We start from the raw sequence: 15,121 nt of genomic DNA, 5'->3' as shown, positions 1-15,121 counted from the left end.
CCGCTGAGTGCTCCGGTAGGATCGACAAGTCGATGAGTACCTTGGATTTCGTATCAGCCTCGGCTGACGGTATCGCCGGAGCCGGCGTGCCACTCGTCACAGCACCCACCCTGATGTCCGGGCTGGGCAGTCATCCCGCCGTCACGGTGCCGCTCGTGCACGGCCGACCGCCGGCGACGGCCCTGATCTGGCAGCGGCTGGCCGCGGTGGCCGACTTCTACGGCACCGATATCCCCGACGCCGACGCGCTGGGCACGGCCCTCACCGCCTTCCTCGATCGGGCCGGCCCCGGCGCCACCCTGGCTGCCGACGTCCTCGTCGTGCCGATCCACGGCCGGACCCAGTTCCTGGTCTCGGGTGCCGCGATCGCCCCGCACCGCAACGAACCCGTCGCGCTGGCCGTGCAACCGTTCCAGCCGGTGCCGCAGTGGCGCCGGCTGGCGGAAGACACCACCAGTCGGGCCGCCGCTGACCTGGCTGACCGCGAACTCGCCGCCGCCGGGTACGCCGACGTGGTCGATGTGGACGGCGACCGCATCGGACGTCCGGCCCGCGGTGCACTCATCTTCGGCAGCGACGGGGCGCGCATCGGCACCGGCACGTCGGTGCTGGACCTGCTGATCGCCGCCGGCCTCGCCGAAGAGTTGACCCGCACCGACGACACCGTCGACGTCGCCGGTGTGACAACCGCCTGGTATGTCTCACCCCGGTTCGAGATCCGCCCGGTGTCGGCCGTCGGTGCCCGCCGATTCGAGGTGACACCGTGACGTTCCGACCGGAGTCCTTCGACGCCCTGGTGCTCGACGGCCACGACTTCGCCGAGGGCCGACTCTCCCTGCGCTACACCCTGCGTGGACCCGAGTCGATCACGTTCACCGAGGTGATCGACTTCGGCGACATCCTCGGCGCGGCACAGCCGCATCCACTGCTGGCCCGGCTGCTCGCACTCACCTGTTCCCTGAGCTATTACAAGGCCGCCGCGCCACCACACATCGAGATCGCCTTCGGCACGCACGAATTCGAGAAGCACTATCTGCGCACCCTGATCGAGGGTGGCCTCGGCGAATTCGCCTACCGCAATGATCTTCCCGACGCGTTGACCCCCGTCGTCAGCGGCCCCGAGGCCGGCGACAACCCGGTGCGCGACGACTTCGATGCGGGCGCCACCCCGCTGGTGCCGGTGGGCGGCGGCAAGGATTCGGTGGTCAGCATCGAGGCACTGCGTACCCACGGCATCACCCCGATGCTGTTCAGCGTCAACCGCTATGACCCCATCGACCGGTGCATCGAGGTCAGCGGGTGCGACAGCGTGCATGTCCGGCGCAGTATCGACCGCGCCCTCATCGAGGCCAATGCCGCCGGCGCCCACAACGGCCACATCCCGGTCACCGCGATCAACAGCGTGATCGGGCTCATCGTCGCCCAGGCCAACGATTTCGGGCCCGTCGTGCTGTCCAATGAGCGATCCTCCAACATCGGCAACATCGAGTGGCTGGGCCGCGATGTCAACCATCAATGGTCCAAGAGCCTGGCCTATGAGACGTTGCTGCGAGATACCCTGACGCAGTACGGCTTTGATCAGGATCGCTATTTCTCGCTGCTGCGCGGACTGTCCGAATCCCAGATCGCCGACCGGTTCGCGACGTGCACCGACTACTTCGGGGTGTTCACCAGCTGTAACCGGCTGTTCGCGTTGGATCCGGCCAAGCGGGCCACCTCATGGTGTGGCATCTGCCCGAAATGCCAGTTCGTCTTCGTCCTGCTGGCCCCACGCCTGGGCCGGGCCACGCTGGAGGAGATCTTCGGGCGCAATCTGTTCGATGACACCGGCAACCGTGACGGTTTCGCCGACATCCTCGGCATCGGGGTGCACAAGCCGTTCGAATGTGTGGGGGAGTACTACGAGGCGGCCGAGGCGATGCTGGCGGTGATCGACGACCCGCAGTGGCGGGGCCTACCGCTGGTCGACGAATTCGCCCGCCGGCGCGCCGCACTGGCCGCCGTCGCGGTGGACCACGACACCGGGCCCGCGCACCACCATGTGCCCGACCGGTACGCGAAGCTGCTCGATGACTGAGCTGGCGGGCCGCACCGTCGGCATCTGGGGCCTGGGCAAGGAGGGGCTGTCGATGGCCCGGACCGCGGCCGCCCATGGTGCCGAGCGCATCGTCGCGGTGGACGACCGCGCGATCGACGGTACCGCGCCGGACATCGACCGACTGACTGTCCATTACGGTCCCGAGGCGCCGAACCTGTTGCGCGACACCGATATCGTGTTCGTCAGCCCCGGGGTGCCCTGGCAACACCCGGTCTTCGACGACATGCGGCGCAACGGTCCGCAGGTGTCCAGCGCCGCGGACTGGTTCATGGCGCGCCACGGTGCTCAGACGATCGGCGTCACCGGCACCAAGGGCAAGAGCACCACGGCATCGTTTCTGGCCCACCTGCTGGCGAGCCTCGGTGTGCCGGCCGTCGCGGCCGGCAACATCGGCACCCCGCTGTCAGACCTGACCCCGGCGGCGGGACAGTGGGTGGTGGCCGAACTCTCCAGCCAGCAGTGCGCGCTGCTGCGCACATCGCCGGCGGTGGCCGTGATCACCAACCTCTACCAGGATCACCTCGACTGGCATGGCGATGTCGCGTCCTACTACGCCGCCAAGGCGACCGTCTTCACGCACGGCGCCCGGGTGCTGGTCACCACCGCCGGCGTCACGGCCGCGCTGCGCGGGATCGGTATCGACAGCTTCCCGGCGGTGCGCGAACTGCCGCCCGCTGCGATACACCGGCCCGCCGGGGATTCGGTCCTGAGCTATCCGCACAACGCCGTCAACGCCGCGCTCGCCGCACTGGCTGCCGCCGAGGTGCTCGGCAGGGCGGTGGCCGATACCGAGATCGACTCCGCGGCAGCAACATTCACCGGGCTTCCGCACCGCCTGCAGACCGTGCGGCGGACCGCCGGCATCCGATGGATCGACGACACGCTGGCCACCACCGGGGAGAGCGTGGTCGCCGCGTTGTCGTCGATGTCTGCCGATGAGGAGATCGCCCTGATCGTCGGCGGGATGGACCGGTCGCTGGACTACCGTCAGGTCGACGAGTTCCTGTGCGCGGGCACCCGCCGGGTCACCCTGATCCAGGGCCCCACCAACGGTGCGTCGATCGGCGCCGAGTTCGCCCGCACACACCCCGACCGCACCCGTCGGGTGCGCGATCTGGACGAGGCCGTCCGGGTGGCCGCGGGCCTTCCGGGCGTCGAGGTGGTCCTGCTCTCACCTGGAGCGGCCAGCTATGACCTGTACCGCAATTACGAAGCCAAAGGCGCAGCTTTCTGCGCTGTCATCGACACGCTCTAACCTGGACCCGTGCCCGATCCCGCGACCTACCGCCCGGCACCTGGTTCGATTCCCGTCGAACCCGGCGTCTATCGGTTCCGCGATCCGCACGGACGGGTCATCTACGTCGGCAAGGCCAAGAGCCTGCGCAGCCGGCTGATCTCCTACTTCGCCGATCTGTCGGCGCTGGCGCCGCGAACGCGCCAGATGGTGACCACCGCCGGCAGCGTCGAGTGGACCGTGGTGACCACCGAGGTCGAGGCACTGCAGCTCGAATACCTCTGGATCAAGGAATTCGATCCACGGTTCAACATCCGCTATCGGGATGACAAGTCCTACCCGGTGCTCGCGGTCACCCTCAACGAGGAGTACCCGCGACTGTTCGTCTACCGGGGACCGCGCCGCAAGGGGGTTCGCTACTTCGGCCCCTATTCGCATGCCTGGGCCATCCGCGAGACGCTGGACCTGCTGACCCGGGTATTTCCCGCCCGCACCTGTTCCGGCGGCGTGTTCAAGCGGCACAGCCAGATTGACCGGCCCTGCCTGCTCGGCTACATCGACAAGTGCTCCGCACCCTGCGTCGGCAAGGTCGACGCCGCGACGCACCGCAGGATCGTCGAGGATTTCTGCGACTTCCTGGCCGGCAAGACCGACCGGTTGGTGCGCGACCTCGAGAAGCAGATGAACGCCGCGGCGGAGGAACTGGACTTCGAACGCGCGGCGCGGTTGCGTGACGACATCGGGGCGCTGCGTCGCGCGCTGGAGAAACAGACCGTGGTGTTCGGTGACGGTACCGACGCCGATGTGGTGGCCTTCGCCGACGACGAGCTGGAGGCTGCCGTACAGGTGTTCCATGTGCGCGGCGGCCGGGTGCGCGGCCAGCGCGGGTGGGTGGTCGAGAAGTCGAACGAGCCCGGAGCCGACGGCCAGGAGTATCTGGTCGAGCAATTCCTCACCCAGTTCTACGGCGACCAGGCCGAATTGGACGGCGGCGGTACCGGCACCGTGTCCGGCGCGGACGAGGCGACCACACCGGTGCCCCGTGAGGTGTTGGTGCCGGTGCTGCCCGACAACGCCGACGAACTGGCCACCTGGCTGAGTGAACTGCGCGGCTCCCGGGTCCGGTTGCGCGTCCCGGTGCGCGGCGACAAGAAGGCACTCGCCGAGACCGTGCACCGCAACGCCAAAGAGGCCCTTGCCCAGCACAAACTCAAGCGCGCCGGGGACTTCAACGCCAGATCGGCTGCGCTGCAGAGCATTCAGGAGTTCCTGGATCTCGCGGATGCGCCGTTGCGGATCGAATGCGTCGACATCAGCCATGTCCAGGGCACCGATGTGGTCGCCTCGCTGGTGGTGTTCGAGGACGGGCTGCCGCGCAAGTCCGACTACCGGCACTACGCGATCCGCGAGGCCGCCGGCGATGGCCGATCCGACGACGTGGCCTCCATTGCCGAGGTCACCCGCCGCCGCTTCGCCCGGCACATCGCCGATGTCGAACAACCGATGGTGGCCGAGGGCAAATCGCGCCGGTTCGCCTATCCGCCGAACCTCTTCGTCGTCGACGGAGGCGCGCCGCAGGTCAATGCCGCCCAGGCCGCCCTCGACGATCTCGGCATCACCGATGTCGCGGTGATCGGCCTGGCGAAGCGCCTCGAGGAGGTGTGGGTTCCGAACGAGAGCGACCCGGTGATCATGCCGCGCACCAGCGAGGGGCTGTATCTGCTGCAGCGCATCCGCGATGAGGCGCACCGCTTCGCCATCACCTTCCATCGCAGCAAGCGCTCCAAACGGATGACGGCCTCGGCGCTGGATTCGGTGCGCGGGCTGGGCGAGCACCGCCGGAAGGCGCTGGTGACACACTTCGGTTCGGTGGCCCGGCTGCGGGCCGCCAGCGTCGAGGAGATCACCGCGGTGCCCGGAATCGGCGTCGCGACAGCCCAGGCGGTGTTGGCCGCACTCGGGGCGCCCACCGATGCGCCGGCCGATGCCGCGGTCGTTTCCGACACGCCGGAGCCATTTGTGAACAATGATCGTGAGCACACGCAGGACGAACCGTCCGCACAGACCGAGACAACGACGGGGTGACAGTCCAGGGCATGAGCGAGGAATCAGGTATCGACGTCGTCCTGGTCACCGGATTGTCCGGTGCCGGCCGGGGCACCGCCGCCAAGGTGCTCGAGGATCTGGGCTGGTATGTGGCCGACAACCTGCCGCCGGAACTGATCGCGAGGATGGTGGATCTGGGACTGGCGGCCGGATCGCGGATCACCCAGTTGGCGCTGGTGATGGACGTGCGCTCGCGCGGGTTCACCGGTGACCTCGATTCGGTGCGCAATGAGCTGGCCACCCGCGGAATCACCCCACGGGTGTTGTTCATGGAGGCCGCCGACGACATCCTGGTCCGACGCTACGAGCAGAACCGTCGCAGTCATCCGTTGCAGGGCAACCAGACTCTGGCCGAGGGCATCGCCGCGGAGCGGTCCATGCTGGCGCCGGTGCGTGCCACGGCAGACCTGGTGATCGACACCTCCAAGCTGGCGGTGCCCGCGCTGCGGGAGAGCATCGAGCGGGCCTTCGGCGGCGAGGCCATCGCCGAGACGAACGTCACCGTCGAGTCGTTCGGCTACAAATACGGCCTGCCGATGGATGCCGACACCGTCATGGACGTCCGCTTCCTGCCCAACCCACACTGGGTGGACGAACTGCGCCCGCACACCGGCCAGCATCCGGCGGTCCGGGATTTCGTGCTCGGTCAGGACGGCGCCGCGGAGTTCCTGGATACCTATCATCGGCTGCTGGAGGTGGTGATCGACGGCTACCGCCGGGAGGGGAAGCGCTACATGACGGTGGCGATCGGCTGCACCGGCGGCAAGCACCGCAGCGTGGCGATCGCCGAGGCGCTGGCCGGCCTGCTCGAGCAGGGCGACGACAACCTGACGGTGCGTGCACTGCACCGGGATCTGGGCCGCGAGTGAGGTCACGCAGACGAGCGCGAGTGAGGATCGCAGCGAGGTACGAGCGAGGACCGGAGCGAGCGGGAGTCAAGTCATGAGCTCGCGCATCGTTGCCCTCGGCGGCGGCCACGGCCTCTACGCCACCCTGTCGGCGGCCCGCCGGCTCAGCCCGCACGTGACGGCCGTCGTGACCGTCGCCGACGACGGCGGTTCCTCGGGCCGGTTGCGCAGCGAACTGGACGTCATCCCGCCCGGTGATCTGCGAATGGCGTTGGCGGCGCTGGCTTCCGACAGCCCGCACGGCCGGCTGTGGGCGACCATCATCCAGCACCGGTTCGGCGGCAGCGGCGCGCTGGCCGGCCACCCGATCGGCAACCTGATACTGGCCGGGCTGCAGGAGGTGCTGGCCGATCCGGTCGCCGCCCTCGACGAGCTGGGCCGGATCCTGGACCTCAAGGGCCGGGTGCTGCCGATGTGCCCGCTCGCGCTGCAGATCGAGGCCGACGTCGCCGGACTGGAATCCGACCCGCGCATGTTCCGGGTCATCCGCGGTCAGGTTGCGGTGGCCACCACCGTCGGGCAGGTGCGCCGGGTGCGGTTGTTGCCCGGTGATCCACCGGCCACCCGCCAGGCCGTCGACGCCATCATGTCCGCCGATCTGGTGGTGTTGGGCCCGGGCTCCTGGTTCACCAGCGTCATCCCGCACGTCCTGGTGCCGGGACTGGCCACCGCACTGAACGCGACGACGGCCCGCCGGGCACTGGTGCTCAATCTGGCCGCCGAGCCGGGGGAGACCGCCGGGTTCTCCGCCGAGCGGCACATCCACGTCCTGGCCCAGCACGCACCCGGTTTCCGGGTCGACGAGATCATCATCGACGCGGCCCGGGTGCCCAGCGATCGTGAGCGCGAACAACTCGCCCGCACCGCGACCCTTTTGGGTGCTCAAGTCGAGTTTGCCGACGTTTCCAGACCTGGTACACAGTTACATGACCCGTCGATGTTGGCCGCCGCGCTGGAGGGTGTGCGGGTGCGCGGCCCGGTGCACGGCGGCGCCGGTGACCAACCGACGGCCCCCTCACCGGCGCGGCCGGGCGATTTGCATCACGGAGAGCACGAGCAGCGATCAATGAACGGACCAAGGGGGGACGACTCGTGGCGATGACGGCCGAGGTCAAGGACGAGCTGAGCCGCCTGAGTGTGAACTCGGTCAGCGCGCGGCGCGCCGAGGTGTCGGCGCTGCTGCGGTTCGCGGGCGGTCTGCACATCGTCGCCGGCCGGGTGGTCGTGGAGGCCGAGGTCGACCTCGGCATCATCGCCCGGCGGCTGCGCAAGGACATCTACGACCTGTACGGCTACAACGCCGTGGTGCATGTGCTGTCGGCCAGCGGTATCCGCAAGAGCACCCGTTACGTGGTCCGGGTCGCCAAGGACGGTGAGGCGCTGGCGCGCCAGACCGGTCTGCTCGACCTGCGCGGCCGGCCGGTGCGCGGGCTACCCGCGCAGGTCGTCGGTGGCAGCGTCACCGATGCCGAAGCGGCTTGGCGTGGAGCCTTTTTGGCACACGGTTCGCTGACCGAGCCGGGCCGGTCGTCGGCGCTGGAGGTCAGCTGCCCGGGGCCCGAGGCGGCGCTCGCGCTGGTCGGTGCGGCCCGTCGGCTCGGCATCAGCGCCAAGGCCCGCGAGGTGCGCGGCAGCGACCGCGTGGTGGTCCGCGACGGTGAGGCGATCGGCGCGCTGCTCACCCGGATGGGAGCCCAGGACACCCGGCTGACGTGGGAGGAGCGCCGGATGCGGCGCGAGGTCCGGGCGACCGCCAATCGGCTGGCCAACTTCGACGACGCCAACCTGCGCCGCTCGGCCCGCGCCGCGGTGGCCGCCGCCGCCCGGGTGGAACGCGCGCTGCACATCCTGGGCGACACCGTGCCGGATCACCTCGCCCAGGCCGGCCGGCTGCGGGTCGAGCACCGGCAGGCCTCACTGGAGGAACTGGGCCGGCTCGCAGAACCGCCGATGACCAAAGACGCAGTGGCCGGGCGGATCCGGCGACTGCTCTCGATGGCTGATCGCAAGGCCAAGCAGGACGGTATCCCCGACACCGAGTCCGCGGTCACCCCGGATCTGCTTGAGGACGCCTGACCAGCCTGCACCTGCCGAAACCGGCACTACTAGGCTGACGTGCGAGCAGTTCACCGCGATTTCCCCACAACTAGGAGAGACACGTGACCATCCGGGTAGGCGTTAACGGCTTCGGTCGAATCGGACGTAACTTCTTCCGCGCACTCGACGCGCAGAAGGCGGCGGGCAAGAACACCGACATCGAGATCGTCGCTGTCAACGACCTGACCTCCAACGCGACGCTGGCGCACCTGCTGAAGTTCGACTCCATCCTGGGCCGGCTGCCCTACGACGTCAGCCTGGAGGGCGAGGACACCATCGTCGTCGGCGACCACAAGCTCAAGGCGCTGTCGGTCAAGGAGGGCCCCGCCGCCCTGCCGTGGGGTGACCTGGGCGTCGACGTCGTCGTCGAGTCGACCGGCATCTTCACCAAGCGGGACAAGGCACAGGGACACCTCGACGCCGGCGCCAAGAAGGTCATCATCTCCGCGCCCGCCAGCGACGAGGACATCACCATCGTGCTCGGCGTGAACGAGGACAAGTACGACGGCAGCCAGAACATCATCTCGAACGCCTCGTGCACCACGAACTGCCTCGGCCCGCTGGCCAAGGTCCTCAACGACGAGTTCGGCATCGTCAAGGGCCTGATGACCACCATCCACGCCTACACCCAGGACCAGAACCTGCAGGACGGCCCGCACAGCGATCTGCGCCGTGCCCGCGCCGCCGCCATCAACATCGTGCCGACCTCGACCGGTGCCGCCAAGGCCATCGGCCTGGTGCTGCCCGAGCTGAAGGGCAAGCTGGACGGCTACGCCCTGCGGGTGCCGATCCCCACCGGTTCGGTCACCGACCTGACCGCCGAGCTGAAGAAGTCGGCCACCGCCGACGAGATCAACGCCGCCATGAAGGCCGCCGCCGACGGCAAGCTCAAGGGCATCCTGAAGTACTACGACGCGCCGATCGTCTCCAGCGACATCGTCACCGACCCGCACAGCTCGCTGTTCGATGCCGGCCTGACCAAGGTGATCGACAATCAGGCCAAGGTTGTGTCCTGGTACGACAACGAGTGGGGCTACTCCAACCGCCTCGCCGATCTGGTTGCGCTGGTCGGTAAGTCGCTGTAACCGTGGCCGTCAAGACACTCGAAGACCTGTTGGCAGAGGGTGTCGAAGGTCGGGGCGTACTTGTGCGCTCCGACCTGAACGTCCCCCTCGACGACAACGGCGCGATCACCGACCCGGGGCGCATCATTGCCTCGGTCCCGACCTTGAAGGCGCTGGCCGAGGCCGGCGCGAAGGTCGTGGTGACCGCGCACCTGGGCCGCCCGAAGGGCGAGCCGGATCCCAAGTTCTCCCTCGCGCCCGTCGCGGCAGCGCTGGGGGAGCAGCTGGGTCGCCACGTGCAACTGGCCGGCGATGTGGTCGGCACCGACTCGCTGGCCCGCGCCGAGGGCCTCACCGACGGTGACGTGCTGCTGCTGGAGAACATCCGCTTCGACCCGCGCGAGACCAGCAAGGACGACGCCGAACGACTGGCGTTGGCCAAGGCGCTGGCCGGTCTGGTCGAGGCCGCCGACGGGACCCCGGGCGCCTTCGTGTCCGACGGGTTCGGCGTGGTGCACCGCAAGCAAGCCTCGGTGTACGACGTCGCCACGTTGCTGCCGCACTACGCGGGCACGCTCGTTGCCACCGAGGTCAAGGTGCTCGAGCAGCTGACCAGCTCGACCGAGCGGCCGTACGCGGTGGTCCTCGGCGGGTCCAAGGTGTCCGACAAGCTGGCGGTCATCGAAAACCTTGCCACCAAGGCCGACAGCATCGTCATCGGCGGCGGAATGTGCTTCACCTTCCTTGCCGCACAGGGTGTTTCGGTCGGTTCCTCACTGCTGCAGGAGGAGATGATCGACACCTGCAAGAAGCTGCTCGAGACCTACGGCGACGTGATCCACCTGCCGGTGGACATCGTGGCTGCCGACAAGTTCGCCGCCGACGCCGCAGCCGAGACGGTCCCGGCCGATCAGATCCCGGCCGACAAGATGGGCCTGGACATCGGGCCCGAGTCGGTCAAGCGGTTCACCGCGCTGTTGTCCAACGCCAAGACCGTGTTCTGGAACGGCCCGATGGGTGTGTTCGAATTCGAGGCCTTCTCGGCGGGCACCAAGGGCGTGGCCGAGGCGATCATCGGGGCCACCGGCAAGGGCGCGTTCAGCGTTGTGGGTGGTGGCGACTCCGCGGCCGCGGTCCGGCTGCTGGGCCTGCCCGAGGACGGTTTCTCGCACATCTCGACCGGCGGCGGCGCGTCGCTGGAGTATCTGGAGGGCAAGACCCTCCCTGGTATCGACGTTCTGGAGGCGTGAGACATGGCACGTAAGCCGCTGATCGCCGGTAACTGGAAGATGAACCTCAACCATTTCGAGGCCATCGCCCTGGTGCAGAAGATCGCATTCGCCTTGCCGGACAAGTACTTCGACAAGGTCGACGTGACCGTCATCCCGCCGTTCACCGACCTGCGCAGTGTGCAGACGCTGGTCGACGGCGACAAGCTGCGGCTCACCTATGGCGCGCAGGACGTGTCCAAGCACGACTCGGGTGCCTACACCGGCGAGATCAGCGGGGCGTTCCTGGCCAAGCTGGGTGTCACGTTCGCCGTCGTCGGGCACTCCGAGCGGCGGACCTATCACGGCGAGACCGACGAGCTCGTGGCCGCCAAGGCGGCGGCCGCGCTCAAGCACGGCCTGACCCCGATCGTCTGCATCGGTGAGCCGCTGGAGGTTCGCGAAGCGGGCAACCACGTGCAATTCAACGTGGAGTCGCTGCGCGGCTCGCTGGCCGGCCTGCCCGCCGACCAGATCGCCCAGGTGGTCATCGCCTACGAACCCGTCTGGGCCATCGGCACCGGCCGGGTGGCCAGTGCGGCCGACGCGCAGGAAGTCTGCGGCGCCATCCGCAAGGAGCTGGGTGAGCTGTCCTCGCCGGAGATCGCCGCCACCGTGCGGGTGCTCTACGGCGGCTCGGTGAACGCCAAGAACGTCGGCGAGATCGTCGGGCAGACCGATGTCGACGGCGCGCTGGTCGGCGGTGCCTCGCTGGACGGTGAGCAGTTCGCCACCCTGTCGGCGATCGCCGCCGGTGGCCCGCTGCCCTGATCGCGACGGTGGTTTGCGCGCGGTTACCGGCGGTCAACGCCGGTTTTCGTGCGCAAATCACCTCCGTGTAGGCTGACCGGCATGGAACTCGCCCTGCAGATCGTGCTTGTCATCACCAGTCTGTTGACGGTGCTGCTGGTACTGCTGCACCGCGCCAAGGGTGGCGGCCTGTCGACCCTGTTCGGCGGTGGCGTGCAGTCCAGCCTGTCCGGCTCGACGGTCGTCGAGAAGAACCTCGACCGGCTGACGATGTTCGTCATCGGCATCTGGCTGGTGTCGATCGTCGGCATGGCGCTGCGCATCAAGTACAACGCCTGATCCCGGCCTGACCCCCGGCTCTGCGATATCGGTGCCGCGCACCGATAATTGAGGGATGGCAGACAGCCCCGACAGCACACTGGCACCCATCGGCTCGGTACAGCGCACCTCCATCGGACGCGAAGCCACCGAGCCGATGCGGGAGGACATCCGGCTGCTCGGCGCCATTCTCGGCGATACCGTCCGGGAACAGAACGGCGACAATACCTTCGACCTCGTGGAGAAGGCCCGCGTCGAGTCCTTCCGGGTGCGGCGTTCCGAGATCGACCGCGCGGAACTGGCCGATCTGTTCCGCGATATCGACGTTCACCAGGCCATCCCGGTCATCCGCGCATTCACCCACTTCGCCCTGTTGGCCAATGTCGCCGAGGACATCCATCGCGAGCGGCGACGGGCCGTGCACGAGGCCGCCGGTGAGCCGCCGCAGGACAGCAGCCTGGCCGCCACCTATCGCAAACTCGACGGTGCCCGACTCGACGCGGATGCGGTCGCCGAGGCACTGACCGGTGCGCTGGTGGCGCCCGTCATCACCGCCCACCCCACCGAGACCAGGCGCCGGACGGTCTTCGACACCCAGCATCACATCACCGAGCTGATGCGGCTGCGCCTGCACGGGCATACCCGCACCGACAACGGCCGGGACATCGAAACCGAGCTGCGCAGACACATTCTCACACTGTGGCAGACGGCCCTGGTGCGGTTGTCGCGGCTGAAGATCTCCGACGAGATCGAAACCGGGTTGCGCTACTACCCGGCGGCCTTCCTCGACGTCATCCCGCGGGTGAACGCGGAGGTACGCGACGCGTTGCAGCAGCGTTGGCCGGGCACGGAGGTTCTGGCGCAACCGATCCTGCGGCCGGGGTCGTGGATCGGCGGCGACCGCGACGGCAACCCGAACGTCACGGCCGACGTGGTGCGCCTGGCCACCGGGCAGGCCGCGTTCACCGCGTTCAACCACTACTTCTCGGAAATCACCGCGCTGGAGGAGGAGTTGTCGATGTCCTCGCGGCTGGTGCACGTCAGCCCGGGACTGATCGAGCTGGCCGACGCCTGCGCCGAACCGGCCCGCGCCGACGAGCCGTACCGGCGGGCGTTGCGGGTGATCCACGCGCGGCTGACCGCCACCGCCCTGCAGATCCTGGACCGCCAACCGGCCCTCGAGCTGGATCTCGGCCTGGAACCGTATGACACCCCCGAGCAGCTGCTCGGCGATCTGGACACCGTCGACGCGTCCCTGCGGGACAACGGGTCCGCGGTGCTGGCCGACGACCGGTTGGGTCGCCTGCGAGAAGCGGTGCGGGTGTTCGGGTTTCACCTCTCGGGCCTGGACATGCGGCAGAACTCCGATGTGCACGAGGAGGTGATCGCCGAGCTGTTGGCCTGGGCCGGCGTGCATCCGGACTACGCCGCCCTGCCGGAGGAGGCCAGGGTCGAGTTGCTGGCCGCCGAGATCGGCACCCGCCGCCCGCTCATCGGGCCCGGCGCTGAGCTGTCCGAGCTGGCCGCGAAGGAACTCGGCATCGTCCGGGCGGCTGCCCGGGCGGTGAAAGTGTTCGGGCCGCAGGCCATTCCGAACTACATCATCTCGATGTGCCAGTCGGTCTCGGACATGCTGGAGGCCGCGGTGCTGCTCAAGGAAGCGGGGCTGCTGGCTGCCACCGACGACGCGGTGTACGCACCGGTCGGTATCGTCCCGCTCTTCGAGACCATCGACGACCTGCAACGCGGCTCGGCCATCCTGGAGGCGGCGCTGGATCTGCCGGTCTACCGGGCGCTGGTGACCGCTCGCGCCGGGCAGCAGGAGGTCATGCTGGGTTATTCCGACTCCAACAAGGATGGCGGATACCTGGCCGCGAACTGGGCGCTCTACCGCGCCGAGCTCGATCTGGTCGAGACGGCGCAGAAGACGGGAATCAGGTTGCGGCTCTTCCACGGTCGCGGCGGCACCGTCGGCCGTGGCGGCGGGCCGAGCTATGACGCCATCCTGGCCCAGCCGCCCGGCGCGGTGAAGGGATCGCTGCGCATCACCGAACAGGGCGAGGTGATCGCCGCCAAATACGCCGAACCGCGGATCGCACACCGCAATCTGGAGACGCTGCTGGCGGCCACGTTGGAGTCCACACTGTTGGATGTCGAGGGCCTCGGCGAGGGCGCCGACGACGCGTACCGGGTGCTCGACGACCTAGCGGCCGGCGCCCAGCGTGCCTACGCCGAACTTGTGCACGAGACGCCGGGTTTCGTCGACTACTTCAAGGCGTCGACTCCGGTGAGTGAGATCGGCGCGCTCAACATCGGCAGCCGGCCGACCTCGCGCAAACCGACCACCGCCATCTCGGATCTGCGCGCCATCCCGTGGGTGCTGGCCTGGAGTCAATCCCGGGTGATGCTGCCGGGCTGGTATGGCACCGGCTCCGCGTTCGAGGAATTCGTATCGGCCGGGGAAGGTCGGCTGGAGGTGCTGCAGGACCTCTACAAGCGCTGGCCGTTCTTCCGCACCGTGCTGTCGAATATGGCGCAGGTGCTGTCCAAGTCGGATCTCGGCCTGGCGGCGCGGTATTCGGAACTCGTCGAAGATGAGGAGCTGCGGGCTCGGGTGTTCGACAAGATCGTTGCCGAGCACGAGCGCACCGTGCGGATGCACGGATTGATCACCGGGCAGGATGATCTGCTGGCCGACAACCCGGCGCTGGCCAGGTCGGTGTTCAACCGGTTCCCGTACCTGGAGCCGTTGAATCATCTGCAGGTGGAACTGCTGCGGCGTTATCGCTCCGGGGACGAGGATGAGTTGGTGCAGCGCGGGATCCTACTGACGATGAGCGGACTGGCCAGCGCGTTGCGTAACTCGGGGTAAAGGGTCGGGCTGGTCTGGGCGGCTGAGTCGGACGTCGGTTACGCATCGTCGGATGGCTGGGCCGTGAGACCCGACGGTTGCGCATGATCGCAAGAGGGTCGCCGCCGCGTTCCGGCGCAACGGTCCTCACCCAGGTCGCCCGAATACTTCTCAAGAGCTCTCTTGCGAGCGGCCAATATTCGGCGTATATTCGAACATAAGTTCGAAGCGAAGCGGCTCCCACTCTCCAGGTGAGCCCGTGTCGGCGGTACCACGCCGTCGAGAAGGTTCGACCGACCCTGACGAGGGTTCGGTTGGGCCGTGGTGCCCCTGTGGGGGCGAGTGCGTGTTGGCCTTGTCCGAAAGGTTGGGTCCCGTTATGGACGCCACCGATGTGAGTTGTTTTGTTGATGCGTTGATCGATGAT

General features: G+C 68.2%; 12 protein-coding genes. All 12 read left to right on the top strand.

The annotated features are described in order from the left end of the window. Positions 1-32 precede the first annotated feature (32 nt). The 12 genes from BST17_RS25120 (at position 33) to ppc (ending at position 14,715) form a co-directional block, all read left to right on the top strand. Positions 33-767, top strand: a complete 735-nt coding sequence (locus BST17_RS25120) for a hypothetical protein (protein ID WP_083061630.1) — start codon at positions 33-35, stop codon at positions 765-767. Then, positions 764-2,077: a MurL-like N-terminal domain-containing gene (locus BST17_RS25115; protein WP_083061629.1), complete on the top strand. Its 1,314-nt coding sequence runs from the start codon at positions 764-766 to the stop codon at positions 2,075-2,077. The genes BST17_RS25120 and BST17_RS25115 overlap by 4 nt, the downstream gene beginning before the upstream one ends. Next, a complete protein-coding gene (locus BST17_RS25110; protein WP_083061628.1) occupies positions 2,070-3,353 on the top strand; it encodes a Mur ligase family protein in 1,284 nt (427 codons plus the stop codon). Before BST17_RS25115 ends, BST17_RS25110 begins: the two co-directional genes overlap by 8 nt. A 9-nt stretch (positions 3,354-3,362) precedes the next feature. Further along, positions 3,363-5,417 (top strand): excinuclease ABC subunit UvrC, encoded by a 2,055-nt coding sequence (uvrC, locus tag BST17_RS25105; protein ID WP_083061627.1) that lies wholly within the window; start codon positions 3,363-3,365, stop codon positions 5,415-5,417. Positions 5,418-5,428: 11 nt separating this feature from the next. Beyond that, complete coding sequence (rapZ, locus tag BST17_RS25100) at positions 5,429-6,307, top strand: RNase adapter RapZ (protein ID WP_083061626.1); 879 nt, start codon at positions 5,429-5,431, stop codon at positions 6,305-6,307. 73 nt (positions 6,308-6,380) lie between these two features. Further along, positions 6,381-7,448 carry a gluconeogenesis factor YvcK family protein gene (locus BST17_RS25095; RefSeq protein WP_083061625.1) on the top strand — a complete coding sequence of 356 codons (1,068 nt, stop codon included), beginning with the start codon at positions 6,381-6,383 and terminating at the stop codon, positions 7,446-7,448. Next, a complete protein-coding gene (whiA, locus tag BST17_RS25090; RefSeq protein WP_109750295.1) occupies positions 7,445-8,422 on the top strand; it encodes a DNA-binding protein WhiA in 978 nt (325 codons plus the stop codon). The genes BST17_RS25095 and whiA overlap by 4 nt, the downstream gene beginning before the upstream one ends. An 83-nt stretch (positions 8,423-8,505) precedes the next feature. Continuing rightward, positions 8,506-9,528, top strand: a complete 1,023-nt coding sequence (gene gap / locus BST17_RS25085) for a type I glyceraldehyde-3-phosphate dehydrogenase (protein WP_083061623.1) — start codon at positions 8,506-8,508, stop codon at positions 9,526-9,528. A 2-nt stretch (positions 9,529-9,530) separates the two neighbouring features. Next, positions 9,531-10,757, top strand: coding sequence for a phosphoglycerate kinase (locus BST17_RS29765; RefSeq protein ID WP_083061622.1), 1,227 nt, complete (start codon positions 9,531-9,533; stop codon positions 10,755-10,757). Positions 10,758-10,760: 3 nt separating this feature from the next. Beyond that, on the top strand, positions 10,761-11,546 hold the full coding sequence (gene tpiA, locus BST17_RS29760; protein WP_083061621.1) for a triose-phosphate isomerase: 786 nt from the start codon (positions 10,761-10,763) through the stop codon (positions 11,544-11,546). 81 nt (positions 11,547-11,627) lie between these two features. Beyond that, complete coding sequence (secG, locus tag BST17_RS25070; protein ID WP_083061620.1) at positions 11,628-11,864, top strand: preprotein translocase subunit SecG; 237 nt, start codon at positions 11,628-11,630, stop codon at positions 11,862-11,864. A gap of 55 nt (positions 11,865-11,919) precedes the next feature. Continuing rightward, positions 11,920-14,715: a phosphoenolpyruvate carboxylase gene (ppc, locus tag BST17_RS25065; RefSeq protein ID WP_083061619.1), complete on the top strand. Its 2,796-nt coding sequence runs from the start codon at positions 11,920-11,922 to the stop codon at positions 14,713-14,715. The last annotated feature ends 406 nt before the right edge of the window (positions 14,716-15,121 follow it).

The organism is Mycolicibacterium bacteremicum, from assembly GCF_002086115.1.
Classification (GTDB): Bacteria; Actinomycetota; Actinomycetes; order Mycobacteriales; family Mycobacteriaceae; genus Mycobacterium; species Mycobacterium bacteremicum.
Note: the sequence above shows the minus strand (reverse complement) of the source record. Positions and strands in the feature narration are given on the sequence as shown.